Annotated in this window: 15 protein-coding genes and 1 pseudogene; 4 read left to right on the forward strand and 12 right to left on the reverse strand. The window is 32.3% G+C overall.

The window, feature by feature from the left end:
• Positions 1-286 precede the first annotated feature (286 nt).
• Entirely contained in the window at positions 287-832 is a 546-nt protein-coding gene (locus tag K4L44_03775) for a hypothetical protein (protein QZE14956.1), read from the reverse strand.
• Between the two features lie 58 nt (positions 833-890).
• On the opposite strand from K4L44_03775, the gene K4L44_03780 reads away from it, so the two are divergent.
• The 3 genes from K4L44_03780 to K4L44_03790 are packed head-to-tail and all read left to right on the forward strand — an operon-like array spanning position 891 to position 3,060.
• Positions 891-1,184, forward strand: coding sequence for a hypothetical protein (locus tag K4L44_03780; GenBank protein QZE14957.1), 294 nt, complete (start codon positions 891-893; stop codon positions 1,182-1,184).
• On the forward strand, positions 1,184-1,528 hold the full coding sequence (tnpB, locus tag K4L44_03785) for an IS66 family insertion sequence element accessory protein TnpB (GenBank protein ID QZE14958.1): 345 nt from the start codon (positions 1,184-1,186) through the stop codon (positions 1,526-1,528). Before K4L44_03780 ends, tnpB begins: the two co-directional genes overlap by 1 nt.
• A 23-nt stretch (positions 1,529-1,551) precedes the next feature.
• Positions 1,552-3,060, forward strand: a complete 1,509-nt coding sequence (locus tag K4L44_03790) for an IS66 family transposase (protein ID QZE14959.1) — start codon at positions 1,552-1,554, stop codon at positions 3,058-3,060.
• Between the two features lie 18 nt (positions 3,061-3,078).
• Here K4L44_03790 and K4L44_03795 read toward each other — a convergent pair whose 3' ends face one another.
• Positions 3,079-3,618, reverse strand: a complete 540-nt coding sequence (locus tag K4L44_03795) for a hypothetical protein (GenBank protein QZE14960.1) — start codon at positions 3,616-3,618, stop codon at positions 3,079-3,081.
• 476 nt (positions 3,619-4,094) lie between these two features.
• Here K4L44_03795 and K4L44_03800 point away from each other — a divergent pair, with 476 nt between their 5' ends.
• Positions 4,095-4,319, forward strand: coding sequence for a hypothetical protein (locus K4L44_03800; GenBank protein ID QZE14961.1), 225 nt, complete (start codon positions 4,095-4,097; stop codon positions 4,317-4,319).
• Here K4L44_03800 and K4L44_03805 read toward each other — a convergent pair.
• The 10 genes and pseudogenes from K4L44_03805 to K4L44_03850 all read right to left on the reverse strand — a co-directional run bounded on the left by K4L44_03805 (position 4,299) and on the right by K4L44_03850 (position 18,757).
• Positions 4,299-4,577, reverse strand: coding sequence for a helix-turn-helix transcriptional regulator (locus K4L44_03805; protein ID QZE14962.1), 279 nt, complete (start codon positions 4,575-4,577; stop codon positions 4,299-4,301). The genes K4L44_03800 and K4L44_03805 overlap by 21 nt on opposite strands.
• Positions 4,578-6,574: 1,997 nt before the next feature.
• Complete coding sequence (locus K4L44_03810) at positions 6,575-7,693, reverse strand: ISAs1 family transposase (protein ID QZE14963.1); 1,119 nt, start codon at positions 7,691-7,693, stop codon at positions 6,575-6,577.
• A gap of 131 nt (positions 7,694-7,824) precedes the next feature.
• Complete coding sequence (locus K4L44_03815) at positions 7,825-8,304, reverse strand: hypothetical protein (GenBank protein ID QZE14964.1); 480 nt, start codon at positions 8,302-8,304, stop codon at positions 7,825-7,827.
• Positions 8,305-8,306: 2 nt separating this feature from the next.
• Positions 8,307-8,597: pseudogene (locus K4L44_03820) on the reverse strand (peptidase domain-containing ABC transporter).
• Positions 8,598-8,679: 82 nt separating this feature from the next.
• Positions 8,680-10,107 (reverse strand): IS66 family transposase, encoded by a 1,428-nt coding sequence (locus K4L44_03825; protein ID QZE14965.1) that lies wholly within the window; start codon positions 10,105-10,107, stop codon positions 8,680-8,682.
• A 149-nt stretch (positions 10,108-10,256) separates the two neighbouring features.
• A complete protein-coding gene (locus tag K4L44_03830; GenBank protein QZE14966.1) occupies positions 10,257-12,188 on the reverse strand; it encodes a peptidase domain-containing ABC transporter in 1,932 nt (643 codons plus the stop codon).
• A 12-nt stretch (positions 12,189-12,200) separates the two neighbouring features.
• Positions 12,201-14,510, reverse strand: coding sequence for a TonB-dependent receptor family protein (locus tag K4L44_03835; GenBank protein QZE14967.1), 2,310 nt, complete (start codon positions 14,508-14,510; stop codon positions 12,201-12,203).
• 1 nt (position 14,511) lies between these two features.
• A complete protein-coding gene (locus K4L44_03840) occupies positions 14,512-15,798 on the reverse strand; it encodes a radical SAM protein (protein QZE14968.1) in 1,287 nt (428 codons plus the stop codon).
• A gap of 374 nt (positions 15,799-16,172) precedes the next feature.
• Positions 16,173-17,222, reverse strand: coding sequence for an IS5 family transposase (locus tag K4L44_03845; GenBank protein QZE14969.1), 1,050 nt, complete (start codon positions 17,220-17,222; stop codon positions 16,173-16,175).
• 398 nt (positions 17,223-17,620) lie between these two features.
• Entirely contained in the window at positions 17,621-18,757 is a 1,137-nt protein-coding gene (locus K4L44_03850) for an ISAs1 family transposase (GenBank protein QZE14970.1), read from the reverse strand.
• Between the last annotated feature and the right edge of the window lie 617 nt (positions 18,758-19,374).

A 19,374-nucleotide genomic window follows, 5' to 3' on the forward strand; every position in this document is an offset into this window, starting at 1 on the left:
ACGTAAGTAGTCAGGTTATATTATACTCTAGCCTGAGTAGTTACACTTTTTTTCTTTCTTGCTCTTTCCAAATGTTGATGGGAAATTCTAATATTATAGGTCTTTTTTAAGAAATATTGATAATATCAAAGGTCGTCTATTTTTAAAAAAATATTCAATTAAAAAATTCTCATATGATAAAATAAAATTGGTATGTATTTGCTTAAATAATAGACCTCAAAAATTCTACAATAAGTTTATTGAGGTCTATAATAAGTTGAATACTTATATCTTAAATTCTATAGTTTTACACCAAATCTTCATTTAGCAAATCAGCCAATTCATAGTATGTTCTAAAAGAGTTGTTACCATTCTTTGGTTTGGGTTTGTTCTTTAGTTCAATTGCTTTGTTTGATAGCATAAAAACTTGCTTTTCATCTTTAGGCAGTGCGGACCAAATTTTGTTTTTAAGCATATAATCTACATAGTCTTTTACTCTTTTGCGATAATCTTCGCTGTAATTCACATCTTTCAAGAATGTCTCGTAGTCGTCGTGAAAATTCAAGATGATGATGTCTTCGATTTTAAATAGTTTATCCATTTCCCCTCCGCCTTTCTTTCTGAAAGTAATGTAAAGAGGCTTGTGATTCATTAAATATTTTCCACTATTAGGACATTCATAGACCTTTAAATCATTTATGGCTTGTTCTGACCAATCTGCTGTTGGGATTGAATAAACTTCTTTTTCGTAAAATTTCATTGTTCCATTAATATTTGTTAGAAAACTAAAGTAATCGTCAAGTAGTGTATCTTGTTGCGGGAGTACATTATAGGTAAGCGTTCGGTTATTCACATCTTGTGCATTATTTTAAAGCCTTCTATTTTTGAGACATAATCAAAAAAAGAAATTGATGAGTAAAAAAGCACATATGTTTGATCTCATAGAAGCACAACACAATAGTGGACTAAGCAATATCAATTACTGTAAACAGAATAATATAAAACTATCAGTATATAGTTATTGGAAGGCAAAATATAAGAAGGAGTATTCTAAAGAAACTGAAGGTTTCTTTGTCACATTAGACAATGAAACCTCACAAATAAAAGAAGAGATCGTTATCACTTATCCCAATGGTGTAACCCTTCAACTTTCTTCAGCAACGACAATATCGACGCTTCGATCATTAATCCAAATTCAAGGCTGATGTTATCAATATCTTCAAATGATCGTTTTCACCTCTATTCTGAAGCAACAGATATGAGGAAAAGTTTTGATGGATTATCCGGATTGGTGCAGAATAAGATTGATGCCAATATTACTTCGGGAGATGTATTTATCTTTCTGAACAAACGTCGTACCATGATGAAATTACTTAAATGGGAAAGAGGTGGTTTTGTTCTTTTTGTGAAACGACTAGAGAGAGGAACCTTTAGACCTCCTGAAATAAAAGACTTAACATCAATGCATCTTGAGTACACTGATCTTGTCCTTCTTATAGAAGGTGTTCTTGTCAAAGAATATAAAAGACAAAAACGTTATGTTATTTAAATAAATATGTGTATCCTTAAACCATGAATAAGAGCGATATCATAGAGGATGTAAGTAAAGAAGATCTTTTGGATCAACTCCAGAAGATGATGACTGAATACTCTAATGTCGACTCTGAAGTTACTAGTTTAAAACAAGAAAACGAATCCTTAAAGGCACAGATTGCCTATCTTAAGAGACGTATCTTTGGCTCAACCAAAGAAACCTATAAAGATCCGAACCAATTAGAGTTAGCTCTTGAAGTCGAAGAGAAAAATCTAGAAGACTTACAGATATCTTCTCCAGAAGAGGAGGTTATTGAGGTTGTTAAGAAGAAAAAAAAGGCAAAAAGAAAAAGTATCCCTTCTGACCTTCCTCGTCAAGTAGAAGTGATTGAACCTGATGATGTCCCAGAGGGAGCAACTCGTATTGGAGAAGAGATATCAGAGAGAATTGAATTTAGTCCAGGTAAGCTTTATGTAAGACAAATTGTTCGTCCAAAATATCGTTTACCCGAAGAGGATAACATTATCATCTCCGAACTTCCGTCGGATCTTATCCCCAAATGTATGGCGGGAAACTCATTAATAAGTCAATTTATTGTTGGTAAATTCTACGACCATATACCTCTTTATAGAGCCCAAGGGATCTTTAAAAGATCAGGAATTGATTTTCCTAAAGCAACCATCAATGGATGGATAAGGAAGGCTGCTGAACTACTTTCTCCACTATACAAACATATCGAGAAAAAAGTAATCCAGTCAGACTATATTCAAGCCGATGAGACAAGTATCAAGGTTCTAACAGATAAGAAACAAGGAGCCACTCATCTTGGTTACTTCTGGATCTATTATGCTCCAAATATAAAGAGTTGTTTATTTACTTACGATAACTCCCGAAAAGGTTCTGTACCAGAATCGATTTTAAAAAAGTTTAAAGGAGTTCTACAGACAGATGGATATCAAGGTTATCATAAACTTGGAAATCAAAAAGAAATTATAAAGTTAGCATGTATGGCACATGCTCGACGGAAATTTTTTGAGGCAAAAGAAAATGATCGAACTCGTGCCGAATATGCTTTAAAAAAGATCCAAGAACTATATAAGATAGAGAGAACAAATCAGGAAAAAGAGTTGTCTATCGAAGAAACCTATCTTCTTCGACAAGAACTTGCTGTGCCTATACTAAAGGAACTCGAAAAATGGTTAAAAAAAGAGTCTCTTACAGCATTACCTAAAAGCCCTATTGGGAAAGCAATCAACTATAGCCTAAACCTATGGGATGAACTGTGCCAATATACAGAAGATGGAAGCTACATTATCGACAATAATAATGTGGAGAATAAAGTACGTCCAGTAGCCATTGGACGTAAAAACTATCTCTTTGCAGGATCAGAAGAGGGAGCTAAAAGAGCAGCAATGTTCTATACTTTATCTTCAATGTGCAAAATGGCAGACGTTGAACCTCATGCATGGTATACAGATATCTTAAATCGTATATCCGACACCAAGCCATCGAAATACGATGACTTACTTCCTCAAAACTGGAAATAATCTTTATAGTAAAAAAGATCAATCTTCATATACGTGAGTAGCCGAACGGATACCATTATAGAATGCACTAATAATATCTTCCCAAGTGATCGATATTAAACTTGGGTGTTTGTTATAGCTTGGAAGTTTAATGAGCGTAACACCAAAACAGTTGTTTCCAAATATGTCTAGCTCTTCGAAGACTTCATTTTCAATATAGTTCTCGATTTGTTTGTTTGCCTCGTAAACAGATATCCTTTTATTGATGCTTTTGGCTTCAATAAGAATTGCTTTAAAAGGCTGCCCTTCTTTATAGAATCGCAATACAATATCTGCTCTGTATTTATTGGTGGAGTTAGAGATCAATTCGCAATTAACAATAACTCGACTAAGGGATTTTAAATCAATTTCCCCTACCTTCGATTTAATAGAATGAATATCGAGAAAGGCTTTTAATGCTGTATCTGATTTTGATAATAATAGTCCCAGCCCTTTGGTTTGTTGTGTTTCTTTATCGCCTGAGATCAAATCAAAATAGCTCGAATGCATCGAACTATAAAGTCTAAAACTGTTCCTCATTTCTGTCTTTTGTAATGGGTGCAAACATTAATATGTTCACACATGTGTTGCTTATATACTTCGTATGTTGTTTGTGTGTGGTAAATTATAATTTTAATTATAAAGACTATTAATATATATCGTTTTTCTTTGCTAAATATGCTCAATAATAGTGTTTAGGGGGTGTTGGGGTTGATTAGAATAGGGATTGCTTTTATATCATTAGCAATAATTTCGCATGTGTATTACTTTTTCATTCGTGTGTCTCTATTGTTCTAGTCATAGTTTTGGGCGCAAGAAAGGATAGTTACGATTACCATATAGAACATCAATTTTAGGATGGTGGATATTGATAAAATATGCATGTTATTTAGAGTGGTATTGTTGCATATGATGGTCTGAAAGCACGATGTTGGAGATGCTACCATGATATGGTGATGTTGAATGTGGCGGACTGATATCGTGTGGTAGTATTTTGAGCTTTGGTACGAGATCGTATGCAGATCTTCCTTTTCGGATGGAATAGGGGGGTACTCTTTGCGGTTGCGATCGAAGAGGAAGCACATGGCGTAGGCGTGGTATTGGGTGACATTTTTTCTCTTTATCCCGATTTGAGCTTAGTTTTGAACAACTTCATTGTATTTATACCCGATGGGGTATATCATGCATTGAAAGAGAGTCGTGCTCTTTTGATTAGAGGTTTATGGTTTGGAAATAAATAGATCTTCAATATTGGTATGATCCTCTTCTTTCTCAAATATGAGCTTAAAATCATCTAACTTGTTTAGTAGGCGAGCAAGCTTCAGTAATGAGTCTAAGGATATTTGTCCTGTTGTTTCGAAACGTTTTAAACTTCCTAATGAGACACCAGATCGTTCTGCCATCTCTGCTTGAGAAAACTTTAACTGTTTTCGAAGGACTTTATGTCGCGTTGCCAATTGTTTGGCAATCTCTTTTGGTGTTGGGTCGAGTGAATACATATAGCTAATATATTATCCAAATATAGTGAAAAATATGCATTCTGGCTAATATATTGGCTGTTTTGTGTACTTGTCTTGTTAATGTGTTTAATTTATTTAGGTGTAACTAGCACTGTTGTTTTGTTTTCTGAGAGATTGGGAGTAATAAAATTGTTGTTTCATCTTTCTACTAGAGAGTTGTCGTATGGAAGCGTTGCTGAATAAGGTCGAAAACGTTGCTCTTAATTCATTAATGAAACATGAGAAATAAGATTTAATCTGTGCTTGTCTATGTTTATACTGCAAGTTAGTTCTAGTTCAGTTAGGAGTTGCTTAATCTTTGACACAGTTTCATGATATGCCTTTATATTTCTTTCATGTAAATGTTTGTAAAGTGTTTTATTGTTTATAGAGATTGTTCCACTCTTTAGAAATGTTGTTATTTTGCGTTTTAAGCTCTTTTAAGCAACTTAATATGGTTGGGTGTATGTTTGTCTTTGTGTTTTGTTAAAATCCCTTATATTGTCTTTATTCTCTTTTGTGTAAGATCGTTCTTGATGGTTTTTGTGACAAAGCGGTATGTTTTCTTTTTCTATTAGGTTTTCTCTGGTGCTTGTTTTTAGGGAGACAACTACTGTTACTGTCTCTGCAGGGTTTATGATATGGTCTTTATATTTTCTCCTGCAAAATATAGCGAAGGATTGCAGAGTGTGCTTTTTTTCTGATGCATCTTTTCGTTGATGGTAAGATATATCACTTGTTCTTTTTTCATGACTTTCATTTTAAGGTTTTTCTTTTTTGATTTATATCCGTTTACCGCTGTAAGCCTGGATGCTTTTGGGCTGTTCCAAAGGAGAAGTTGGATGCTACTTAGGGGATTAGCCTATTTTCTTGGTGCAACGGAGGTGCCCTTTTCACCTCACTCTATCCTGCGCTTGAGGGTAGGAGTCGAAATCGAAATCCTACTATGGCCGTCGAATCTCATCGCTTATAGCAGTATTTCACGGTTTTTACTTCAGTACTCTATAATTTCTGGTTTCTAATATCGTCTTAATTCTCTCATGATGATTGGTTTTGGATCAAAGGTCGTTTGAGGGAGAATTTGTTTTAATTGTTTTTTTTATACTTCTACATTTGTGTTTTTTTTAGATCTCCGATAGACACTATTGAGTGGGGTAGAATTAAAGGTTTGATGTTGTGACATGTAGAAGTATAATTTTTTTATACTTCTACATTTTTCGCATTAAATAAATCTGTGAGGACTTGTTGCATCTGTGGACATCATCTTCCTGCCTTTGTGTCTAGGTGGTTCCTTTTCCTATGTATTTTCGCAAAATGATGTTGTCACAAAGAGGGCAAATACATGGGTTTGCTGCTACCACGTCGTATTTGTGTGGTTCTTTCCTGCCTTTGTGTCTTCGTAGCTCTTTTTCCTTTGTACCTTCTCACAATGATATTGTCACAAAGAGGGCAAACACATGGGTTTGCAGCTACTACGTCGTATTTGCGTGGTTCTTTCCTGCCTTTGTGTCTTCGTAGCTCTTTTCCCTTTGTACCTTCTCACAATGATATTGTCACAAAGAGGGCAAACACATGGGTTTGCAGCTACTACGTCGTATTTGCGTGGTTCTGGTTATATCGGGTGTGATATTTCATGCGTTTAAACCAAACTTTGTCGGGCGCAAAAAATTGAAGCTGAACAGCACACTACAATATTGTCACTATGAAGTTACGCTACGACTAAAACCTATAAGAATAATGAGGTGCGGAAATAGATTCGAGATGAGTGATTCTAAATAAATTTTCTTGTTTTTTATATATACCCTTAATATATACTCTCTCATTTTTGCTTTTTTTATTTAGTCTAGATAGTGTGCTTTTTGATCGTAAATAGTTGATTGATTTGATGACACTTTTTTGTCGCATTTATGTGATACTGATATCAAGAGAAAAAACATATTTTAAGCATTTGCATAATACCTCCTGTTTTATCAAATTACAGGGCTTGTTGATGAAATTTAAGCGGCGAAGAAATCGTGTAATTTATCAGTATTTCGCACAAGCTCTTCTCTTAAAATATTCAAGTTATTGTAGCTATTTGTTTTCATTAATCCACTACAAATAAACAACATAACAGAGGATATTGATTTTTGTAATCCATGATCTAATGACTTTAATTTGTCTTCTCCAAAATTAACATCACGAATACGGTTCATTATTTCTATTTTCCAATGACCTCTAATAGCACCAGCAATTTCACCTATTTCCCCATTATAATTGGTGATATAATATCGTGTTTCTGTACTCCTTCTACCTCTCTTTACATTGTGACTCTCTCTTGTCACTTTAATCATATTACATATACCACTATTACTCCATCTAGGCTCTAACATCTCTGTATTGATTGGGAATATTTCGTACCTTCTAATGTCTATTCTTCCATGCGATTTGTCTGTTTCTGTCATCACATCACCTACTTTTATATGATTGGATGTATGCACTAAGTCATCCTTTAATTTCTTCTGATTTGACTTTATTTGAGTCAAATAGAATCGACTATTTTGGTGAATATTAGACAACAGATTTTCTGAATTGTGCATTGCGTCGAGTGTTATCTTTGCCTGCTCTGGCAACTCAAGAATATGATCATAAACAATACTCTTTTCACTCTCTTTTGTCCCATCATAAAAACCTAATAACTGTTGTACATTTGTGTTATGACCAATAGAGTAAACAATACTTAACCCTCTCTTTTTATTGCTTTTAGAATCGATACTTCCTCGAAGTTCTTTACCATCAATAGATATCCATTCTGTAGAAGAGTATACTTCATCACAAATTGTCAAAAAGGACTCATAATCAAACTCAGACAGAATTCTTGTCAACTGAACTCGACTTATAAAATGATCAACATCTTTATGTAAACAGATACATAACTTCTCATAATAACGAACCATATTACGATGAATCTTATTTATGCTAAGATGATCGGAACTTGTTAGAATTGAGATAATAAAAAGCGTAATCACAAATGCCAATTCATGCTTTCGTCCTACATGACTCCGATTATCGACTAATTTAACTTGTAATTTCTCATAGAATCTTCTAATTTCGGCACTTGAAAGGTCGTTATTCATAATTTATATCTGTTTTTAGCAATCCAAATATAATATGAATAGTCGACCTTTTATCATTTCAGCAATTCATGAACAAGCCCTGTACTAACCAATGAGATAAAGAAAAATTCCTTAGAATGAAGATACATATACTAATTCTTATTCAATATATTCCTATTTAAAATATACTCAATCACATTTACTTTTCCTAAAATGATAGTTGTTCGTGCATTAACAACTTCCTCAAAAGTTAAATCAGATTTATTAACTATTCCTGTAATATTATAATAACTTCCATTCTTATTAATGTGAACAACAGTATCTATATTAGATACAACAGACCTCAATACATATTTATCATGAAATGAAAATTCAATTTCTTGTCCTTGGGTTATTTTCTTAATATTGTCAACAGGAATGGCTATTTCATACCGAATAATACTATTAGTAGGATATAGGATTGCATTACATTCAATTGTTTCATTAAATCGATAACTACATGCTATACTAAAAAGTACCGTAAAAACTAAAGAAATCACTCCTACCCCAGTTCTAATGACTAATGGGGGAATCTTTCCAATAATATTTCTTACCTTTTCACTACGAAGTTCAATATCGTTTCTATCATCCATAATTAATTACCTAATTCTAGTTGATTTTTGATCAAATTATAATACTTTCCTTTTTTAATAGCAAGTTGTTCATGTGTTCCCTTCTCTGCTATTCTTCCTTCATCTAGTACGATAATTTGATCTGCATTTTTTACAGTACTTAAACGATGCGCTACAACAATAACAGTTTTGCCTTTATAGAACTCTTCAAGATTCTTTAGTATTTCTTTCTCATTATTCGCATCAAGAGCATTTGTAGCTTCATCTAAAAATAGAAAATCAGGGTCCTTATAAACAGAGCGAGCAATTAAAACGTAACTACTAAGCTTCATTTATAGTTTAGCCTCCATTCGCTAAAGAATGGAGGTTCAGAAAATATATAATGTGTAAATTATTTTATTGCCAACTGACCTTAAGATGGTTTTGAGATAACCAATGAGCAATCATTCTCACGACACTCTTTCCTTGTTTTTTAAGTGTATCAACAATAGAGCGTAACATGGCATACCTTTGGGCTCCTTCTTCTGTTCGATAACCTGCAGATACTTTTTGTTTTATTTTAATATTACGTATTGACCTTTCGGATGCATTGTTGTCAAAAGGAACTTCGTAATACTCTAAGAAAGTAAACACACTATCAATCTTTTTAATTAATCGACTCCGTAATGTCTTGATCTCATCTAGCTGATCGTCATACTCGTCATTTTTCAACAGTAATAAAAGCTGTTCTTTAAATATTGATTTTTCTTTTAAAGGATATTGGTTCTTGGCTGATTCTCTCTTTAATTTCATGGCTTTATAGAATATATTCAAAATATCCTCTGCCCAACTGTTATTCGTTTGTTGTTTAATGTAGATTAATTCTCGTTGTAAATGTGCTAAACATAGTTGATAATGTTTGGCTGGAGTTTTTAATTGCGAAGCATAACAGTCACTGACTAAGGTCGCATTAATAAATCCTTTTTTAAAATTTTCTACTACAACTTTATACCCTCTAGACTTATTGGCTGTAATGAATGTTACCTCATGATTTTGCCATACCCACATCCATCCTTTGCCTCCATTGATCTTGCAACCTGTTTCGTCTGAGCCAACTACACTGGATTTGGATATCGATTCACGAAGTGATTCATATAAAGGAGTCATCACCTCTTGGGCTTTATTTAAAATATTAGTAATAGTCCCATCTCCAATTTTAAATGATGTTATCTCTTCCACTAGTGAACCAATACGGTTTAAAGGGATATAATGTTCAACATACAAGCTTACAATTAGTGATCGTAAATGAGAACCGTATTGGACAGGTGCTTTTATATTCGAGGGCATAGAACCTTTGTGTAGTTGACCACAACTGCATCTATTTTCATAAAGACGATGCTCAGTACAGATTTGTTCAAGAACAGGTGGTATGTCAAAAACCTGACGTTTGCATAACAAGCTAACGTCTTCTTGATTTAATGTATTACCACACTGACATGTCGATGGAGGATAATATGACTCTATGCTTGTTGGAAAATCACTCTGTAGTAATGTCGATCCTTTATGGTTGGGTTGACCTCCGGGTTTCCTAGTGGATTTATTTCGAAGTGATTGATTTTTCTTTACTGTATGTAAATCTCTTGAAGGTGGAAAACTACTATTACTACTGTTTTTATGATTACGCGATAGTTTATCTTCTAGATCCTTTACTTTTTCATGAAGCATAGTATTCTCTTGTGACAAAGCTTGAACTCGTGACATCACTCTGTCTAGCTCTTCCTTTAAGGACTCAACCTGCTTCTTTAAAGCTTGATTCTCTCGTTCTAAACGATCTATTGTTCTCATGATTACAAAGATTCATTGATCTTGACAAATTAGAAAATATTATAACAGAAAGTAATCAACAATACGGCCTATTATTATTAACAATCATCACTAAAACAACGTGTTTGGAACTTTTGTGTGATTATTAGACTCAAAAAGAACCTGAGTAGTTACATTAAAACTCTTTGTTTTTGTCCCTGACTAACCCCTTGTCCATCTTCCCCAATAATAGTATTGTACCCTAATGGCATTTGCCTTATAAACTCATGTATACATGCTGTTTTTGTAGCATTCTTAAGTTTATTGGTATTTATATGTAAATCAGAGGTGGCAATGTTCTTTGCTATTGACTCAGAAAAAATAAAGCCATCCTGCATAACAGCTCCACATTTGCTTCTCCACCATTCTAATTTGAAGTTCTCAAGAGGTTGATTCCCGACATTAATACTACCTTCTTGTGGTTTATAATACCCAAGTAATAATTTAAGAAGAGTCGTCTTCCCACTACCACTTGCCCCAATAATAGCTGTAGTTTTACCATGTGGTATTAATAGGTTAATGTTGTTTAATACTTTTTTATTTGATCCATTTTCGTACCCAAATGAAAGCTCATTTATTAGAATATTTTTGTGCTGAAAATTATCGTATGAATTAATATGTTTTCTTCCTTCATTTTCTTCTTTCTTTTTATGAATCTCATTCATTCTTTCAAGGCTAATGCTTACATCTTGCCATTGATAAATAAAATTCATCATTTGCTCTATAGGGCTATTCAATTGACCAATTATATACTGTATTGAAAGCATCATACCAATAGTCAACTCTCCATAAATTACAGAGGAAGCAGCCAAAATTGTTATAAAGATATTCTTGGTTTCGTTAATGAATATACTCCCAGCTTCCTGTGACTGCTGTAATGAAAGTGTCTGCATGTTTACTTCAAATAAATCAGCTTGAGTATCTTCCCACTCCCAACGTTTGCTTTGCTCATAATTTTGAAGTTTAATCTCCTGCATTCCATTAATTAATTGATATGTCTTACTCCTATTAGTAGACTGATACTCAAATTTTTTATAATCCAGCACCCTTCGTTTCTTTAAGAAAAACATTGTCCAAAAGCCATATAATAAACCGCCAAAAATAAAAACTAAGAATATTTTTATATTATATATTAATAGCACAATGCCAAATATAATTAGACTAAATATTGAGAACAGGAGATTGAAGGATTGTACTGTAAGAAATCTTTCGACTCTATTGTGATCTTCAATTCTTTGCAAAAGGTCCCCATGAAGCTTAATATCAAAAAAACTCATCGGAAGTTTCATTAATTTTATGAAAAAATCTGAGATTAATGAAATATTTATTCGAGTGCTTATGTGTAACAATATTCTTCTTCTAATAAAATCTATTCCAGCTCTACCTAATAATAAAGACAATTGAGCTAGTAATACCAACCAGATGAAATTTATATCTTTATTGTTAATCCCCTTATCAACTATAGATTGAGTTAAAAATGGAAGGATTAGGTGCATAATGCTACCAGCAATTAAACCTATTATAAGTTGAAAAAATAACCTTTTATAGGGCAAGAAATATTTTGCTAAAAAAAATATTTTTCGACTATTATCTATTCTTGCATCACTATTTTTATTATAGAACAGAGAAGAGGGGTCCAATAAAAGAGCAATCCCTTTATCCTCATTTTTTTTTGAAGTGCTAATCCAATAATTCCTAAACTCTTCAACAGAATATGTTAATAGACCTTTATTTGGGTCAGCAACTCTTAAACTATATTGTCCCTTCTTTTTTTTCACTCGATAAAGGACAACAAAGTGATTTTGATTCCAGTGAAGTATGCATGGTAGGGGAGCATTCTCAACTAATTTTTCAAAAGTGAAACGGCCACCTAAAGTCTTAAACCCAAGCTCCTCCGAAGCTTTACTAATGCCCAATAAGGATACTCCATCTTTATTCAAGAATGCATGTTGACGTATAAAATCGATGCTATATTTGCGGCCATAATATTGAGAAATCATACTCAAACATGCAGGACCACAATCCATCGCATCGAGCTGTTTATGAAAGGGAAACTTCTTCATATGGTTTTATAACTATTTAAAATTAACAGTATTCTCTTTAGATAATCCCGATACTCTATCTTCGTTTCTCAATCTCTTTTTATTATTTCTCGTCTTTTTATTACCTGTATGTATAAAATAATTAAGCTTTATCCCAAAAACATTTTGCAACTCATCCCAAACCTTATTTTCATTTAATGAAATCACATTTGAAATAGACCTACTGGATACTGGTTCTGGTTGATGCCAATACCAAGCAGCAAGGGTAAGGTTCTTTTTTGTAAAAGAAAGCTGACCATAAGCACTCCTTCCAACTTCAGTTACAATATCTCCTTGTAAATTTTTATAAGGTTCAATATCCTCTAAAATTAGCTTCCAGCTTTTATGTGAAAGCGTTGCTTTTAAGCTAAAGTAGTGAGAGGCTAGTTTTTCTGTTCTATTCCCAGTATATTGGTTTGAAACATATGAAAAACCATAGATTGGCTGAATAACAAATTGTTTAAATGGCTTCCAGCTAATAAATAAACTCGTATATGCATCCTGAAGTTTTTCTTGATGCTGATAAGTTTTCAGTATATATTGGTTTTCATCGATAAATGTAGCTTGATAAGGTTCTAAAAATACTTGATACCTTGCTAAATAACTTATATATACTTTTTCAAAGTTTAATTGATATTTAAATTGATTACCTACTACATAATATGGAGATATGTTGTAATTCCCTCGGTATATTAAAAAATCATCTATTTGAACTTGATTATTTGCTAGCTCGGTTATTGAAGGGACATTGGATGATAAGTACGCATTATATCTAAACTTGTTCACACTATTAACTGTAGTGGATAGTGAGAGTGAAGATTTTAATACGATATCATTTTGAGTAATAGAGTTGTTGCTCTCATATTTTGCATGAGTGTTTTGAACTCCTAAATTATAGGTGTAGGATATCTTTTTAAACTTCCCTGATAGTCCTGAATATAGATAACTAATATTTTGGTATATGTCGCTAGAATATTGATTGTTGTATATTTGAGATAGATGTTTGTAAGAATTTCGAAAGCCTATGGTTAAACGATGTTTTTTTAATGGTTTGGTATAAAAGGTTTCTCCAATGATCGAATTGCTTTCATTATCATTAAAGTCAGAATAAATTCCACTATTATCCGATTTTAGTGAATTGGATGTTGAGAGTTTAGATTTTGAATTAGCTCCTGAAATTGTATTTACAATATTAATACCCCATGATTGGTCATTTCGTAATTTTCTTGAATAATATAAATCCAAAGCAATCGAATTAGATTGATCATCTAGCTCGCGGTGTCGATACTCTCTTTCTACTATCTCCATCCCACTGTGAGTGGCTCTTTGATTATATTTTTCATATCCATTGCTGTTACGATAAACCAATTCACCTGAGAATAGATATTTTGACGTATTGCGCTTGTATTCTGTGGATAGTTTGTTGTATGTCCCACGATATTCACTCGGTAAACCTTCGTAAATAGCATGGTAGTTTTTTTTGTTGTAGAAATAGGATTGATTTTTCTTTATATCATCAAACCCTCTATAGTCTATAAAATATTGTACATTAAAACTGTTAATCGAGTCGTATGCTTCAATGTTTAAAACATTTGTGCCAAAAATGTCTGAATAGGAGTTATTAAGATTCGTGCTTAGATCGAATCCTTTTTGCTTTCTATTGAAGGTAATAACATTAATTACTGATGTTAAGTTCAAATCGGAATATCGAGCAGGAGGAAGTTCGTAATGCTCAATTTTTTGAATCTCTTTTGGGTTTATTGATAACAATTTCTCTTCGTTTGTTCGTATGCCATTTAGCAGTAGTAGAACCCTTTTACCTTCATTGGTTGTAATTTTATTGTTAAAATGATTCAGTGAAAACAAAGGTAAATCGGTAATTAATTCAGAAGCTGTTGGAGTGTTTTTCCTATCCTTATCTGAGATTAAAAAAATATCCTTTTCGGCATTAACAAGCAGTTTGCTTGCTTTAACGTGAATATCATCAATAGTCAACAATGTGTCCTTTAACGTAATCGTATTAATATCCTTATAACTGAGACTGTTTAGCTTAACTGCCTTATCTTTGAATCCAAGACTTTTGAATCTAATTTCTGAGTATAATTTAGGATTAACATTTAAACTAAACCGACCTAATGTATCTGTGATGGTGCTATTTGTGTTTTTCCCTTCTTTGTCAAGGACCAATACACTGGTAGTTGGTATTGGTTCTTGTTTCTCATCAACTACAATTCCCTTTATTTTATTTTGTGCTAATGCTGCAAAAGAAAAATAAAAAATAAAAATAATTAGAGTAGATCTCATTTTAAACATATAATTTTTGTTGTAACTGTTTTAATTTCAAGTTAAAAAGAACTAATTCTTCAATGTTTAAGTTTAAATTTTTCAACACACATTCAAATCCATCTTTATTTTGTAAATGTTTTTCTGAGCATCTTCCGAAACAGGCAGGGTAAAGTTTACATTCGTAACAAGTATCGTCTCCAAAAAAAACCATTTTTTTTGCCAATCGATCAAAGTCCCACTTGATCAGACCACTTTCATAAAAAGTCCCTTCTGCATTTTCATCATTAAAATCATCACGAGTTGAGCATTTAAAGACCTTTCCGTCATAATTAATCAACACCTGATTTAGTCTTTCAGCAAAACATGGTATATTATGAGGTAATGTGTAGTAATCAACTAAAAAACCTTGCTTTAATATTAAAAATAATGTTGAAAGAATCGTTTCTTTTGAGATCTTTTCATGATCAACTTGCCAAACTTTCCTAATTATTAAAGAACATTTTTTTCGATTAAAACCATCTATCTTGTCTAATATTTTTGGCAAATCGTGTATAGATTCATCATCATAATTGAATCTTACCCATAAGTATGAGTTTTCAATATTTTCAAGGATCAAATGCATATTAGAAATTATTTTTTCATAAGTTCCTTTCCCATTATTTGTTTTCCTAATTGCATCATGCCTTACAGAACTACCATCTAGAGTTATTTGGAAGATAACTCTATACTTACCTAAGAAAGTAAGAAAGCTTTTAGAAATTAATGTTCCGTTGGTGGTGAAATCAAGTAATAGTTCTATCTTTCGTTCTCGACAAAATTCAGAAGTTAGTTCAATTAATGATTTAACACTATTAATATTTAATAAAGGTTCTCCACCAAAAAAAGATAGTTTTAATTCCTTATATGGATTACAGTCATAAGTTGCTTTTATATTCTTCTCTACTAATTCTATTACCTCATTAGTTATTTTTGTTCCTTTTATCTTATTTTCATGGCAATACCAACAGTCAAGATTACAATCTAATGTAGTGTTAACACTTACCTGATATGTACTGCGATCCATCCTAGACAACATTCTAGAGAAATGTGCATTTTTTAGCTCATCTTTTTCGTCATCTATAATTAATCCACTTTCGCATAACTGTTCAAAAAGAGCTTTTTCATATTGTTGAATATAATTAATGTCATTATTTTCGAATACATCACTCAGTCTATTATTAAGAATAGTATAGCTATTTTTTACACTGCTGTAAAAAACATTTCCTTTACTCACCCTTGCTTTTACAAAGTATTTACTTTTTTTCATTGAATATAAATTGAATATAATAAATACTACCCCTGTCATAAATAACAGAGGTAGTGTCTCACATTGCTGATTTATTACTTGCAATCGCAGCCGTGTCCTGAATTGTGAGTACTTTCACCAGAACAACCACAACCATGACCAGAGTTAATTACAGTATCTTCCATAATAGATTCACCCCAGCCTCCAACGACTAATAGCATTTCTTCTGATTCTAATACATCATCTACAAATGGGAACCTCTCAAAATCGTTTTTTTCAAACTAATGCCTGTATCCTCATAGAGATAAGAAAAATTATCTATTTTTAGTTACACCTTAAGCGTTGAATATCAGGATAATACACCATGCTCACTAATTGATTAGACATACCTATCCCTACATTAGTTGTAATCGTCTAATTTGCTCATATCTAAATAAGTTGTAAGTAAGATTAATTAGCCCTATAATGGTACTTGCTCTTTTAAAACCGATGCTTCTGACATATAATTTATTCATACTGTATTCCATAAAACCAAAGACATGTTCAACTCTTGATCTTGTTTTAGACTTCTCTTTATTTCGTTTTTTTTGCTGGTCTGTCAATGGATTTCCTCTGGTTCCTTTTTCATTGACTTTATTATTCATGTCGCTCTTTTTAATAATTTCCTCACATCTCTCTCCTGTATAAGCACTATCAGCATAAAAGTCACAATTCTCATCAGATTTGTCTCCGATAAGAAGTTCTATGACTTTTGAGTCGTGAAGCTCTGCACTAGAAGAGGTGTACTCATCTATCAGTTTACTTTTTGCATCTATTTTGATGTGATTCTTATAACCATAAAAGGTTTCACTTCCTTTTTTAGCCCAACGAGCATCTATATCTTTTTGTCTTATTTTATGAACATTAGACTCCCAAGACTCTGGAATACAGTCATTCTCTTTAATATGTTTGTTCTCTTCTTCACTATTTCGTTGCCTTGGAACTTCCACAAAACTTGCATCAACAATCTTCCCTTCTGAGACTAATAGTCCTTCATTATTTAACTTCTCATTAAAAAGTTCAAAGAGGTCTCGTTCAAGTCCTAACTTTGTTATATTGTCCCGAAATCGCCATATTGTCTTTTCATCAGGTACAGCACTACTTCGAACAAGACCTAAAAAACGACTAAATGAATGTCGGTCTAGAATCTGATATTCTGTTTGAAAATCACTAAGATTATAGTACCGTTGTAATATTAAAATCTTGAACATTAGTATTGGGCAATATGATGAAGCTCCTGCATTACTCTTTCGGTCTTTCTCATAAATAAGTTCCAATGTCGGTCGAAAAATTTCCCAATCGATAATGTCATTTAATCGCTCCAAGGGATCTCCCATTTGCTGTAACCTCTCTAGCCTAAAAATGTCATCAAATAAAATATCGTTATCTATAGTCTTATATCTCATAGTCCGAAAGATCTTAATTATGACAACAATAAGGTAATTTACAATATTAAGTATCAGTTAATTAATTCTGAGAGGTGCCCAAATGATGAAAATCCACTAAACGAATTGTTTTTTTCTAAATTCATAATTTTATAATTTATTAAATATTAATTTGAGTGTTTTATAGTGTTATCACTCATCACAATAACTATATGTAGTTACCTTATCTAAAATCTTCGATTTACCTTCTATACATTTCATGCAAAGTTCAGTCACATATTTTTAAAGTGCTTCTTAATTCTCTTGTGAATTCAAAGAACAAATGGAACATTACATTTTTTTAACAAAGATGATTCGTTAAACTAAGGTCGAAAATAACAGGGAAATTGCATTTATAACTTGTTGGATATTAGATAGAATTAACAAGTCTGTGAACGAGCGATAAGCTTTTCTCTATATTCATCGACATATATTGCTCTATTTTTCTTCCATTTCAATGTTTTTTTGTTCTCCGTATCCAACTTTAAGATGTTAAGAGCCATTTTACAAAGCATATTCATATTTTCAGCTGCATGATCTTTTTTTCGCTGCTGTTTATCTTCATTGAAGCTTACATCGAGTGTCCAATGAAGATTATTTTCGATTGCCCAATGTGAACGTATAAGTTTATTAAACCTCTCAGCTGTTGTATCTAAAGAGGATATGTAATACCTCACATCACTTCGTTCTTTATTTGTTGAAGATTCTAATGTCTGGGTTGTTATTCTAATTAAACTATGGATACCTCTCCATTTGGTCAACACAGGAGCATCTTCAAAGTCATTTATTACATCACAAATACGAGTTTCAATTCTTCCATGACCAAAGTCTTCTGTTATATTAGAATCACAAACAATATCTGTATTAAACTGAATATCAAGCTCCTCTTTAGTTTTCTTCTGATTGCCTTTTACTTGTAGAATATAGTCACCTTCTTTTTCTAGTATTTTATTTGCAATTTCAGTTTGACAGCCCATTGCATCTGTTGTAACAACCATGCCTTTGATAGTAATAAGATCTAACAATTCTGGAATGGCTGTTATTTCATTACTCTTTTTATTGGTGGTAACCTGTCCTAAACATAAACCATTATCTGAGGCAAAGGCAGAGACAACATGAATTGCATTCTTCTTTGCATTAGCAGATCCCTTAATGGTCTTTCCATCAATACCTATTACTTGATTAGATGTAAGCTTTGTTAAGCTTGAAGACCACTTGATAAAACACTCGTTAAAGAGAGAAGAATCTAAATGTCTAAATACTCGACCAATGGTATCGTGTGATGGAATCCCTGATGCGTACGGATAAAATTTTCTGAGCCAATCGATTTTAAGCTCTCCAAATTGTGCAATATCTTCATTGGTTTTAAAACCACTTAATATAGCTGACAATGAAAGAAATAGAACTTCTATAAGTGGGTACATAAAATTGCCTTTTTGTATTCTTCGAGGATCTTCTAATGGAAGGAAATAAAGAGCAAACTTATTATCATAATTATTTACTATTGCTTCACTCATGTTTTTTTTAGAAAGGGACATCTCCCTTGAATAATAATACAGAATGTAAAAGGCAGAATATGCCATAACTAATGTAGCAAAGATAACAATATTTATTAATTACTTAAATGCAATTTCCCTGTCGAAAATAAATCTTCTAGATCATCCCTAATACTGTCTTCTTGGTTATAATTTCTTAAACTTCTTATAACATAAGGAACTGCATTTGTTTTTTAAATAACAACACAAAATCATTACTTACACCTATCGCTTAAATTTGTAATTATTTGTAATTTTATGTTTATTAATATTGTTTCAAATATATAATATAATTTAAATAGGTTGTTCATATCTACGTTATTTATAGTACATCAAAACTATAAATAAACCATCAAAATTATTTTATTTAATCTTATATCTTGGGATAGGTACAAAATGCATATGGTGTAATATGCTATATGTGTGACAGTTAAGAGTTGTGATCTTTTTATGGTTCATCCACATTTTGCGTATATATCTTGATGCATTGCTTTTATTTTGTAACTACTCAGGTTCTTTTTGAGTATAATAATCACACAAAAGTTCCAAACACGTTGTTTTAGTGATGATTGTTAATAATAATAGGCCGTATTGTTGAT

The organism is Prolixibacteraceae bacterium, assembly GCA_019720755.1.
GTDB lineage: Bacteria > Bacteroidota > Bacteroidia > Bacteroidales > Prolixibacteraceae > Halosquirtibacter > Halosquirtibacter laminarini.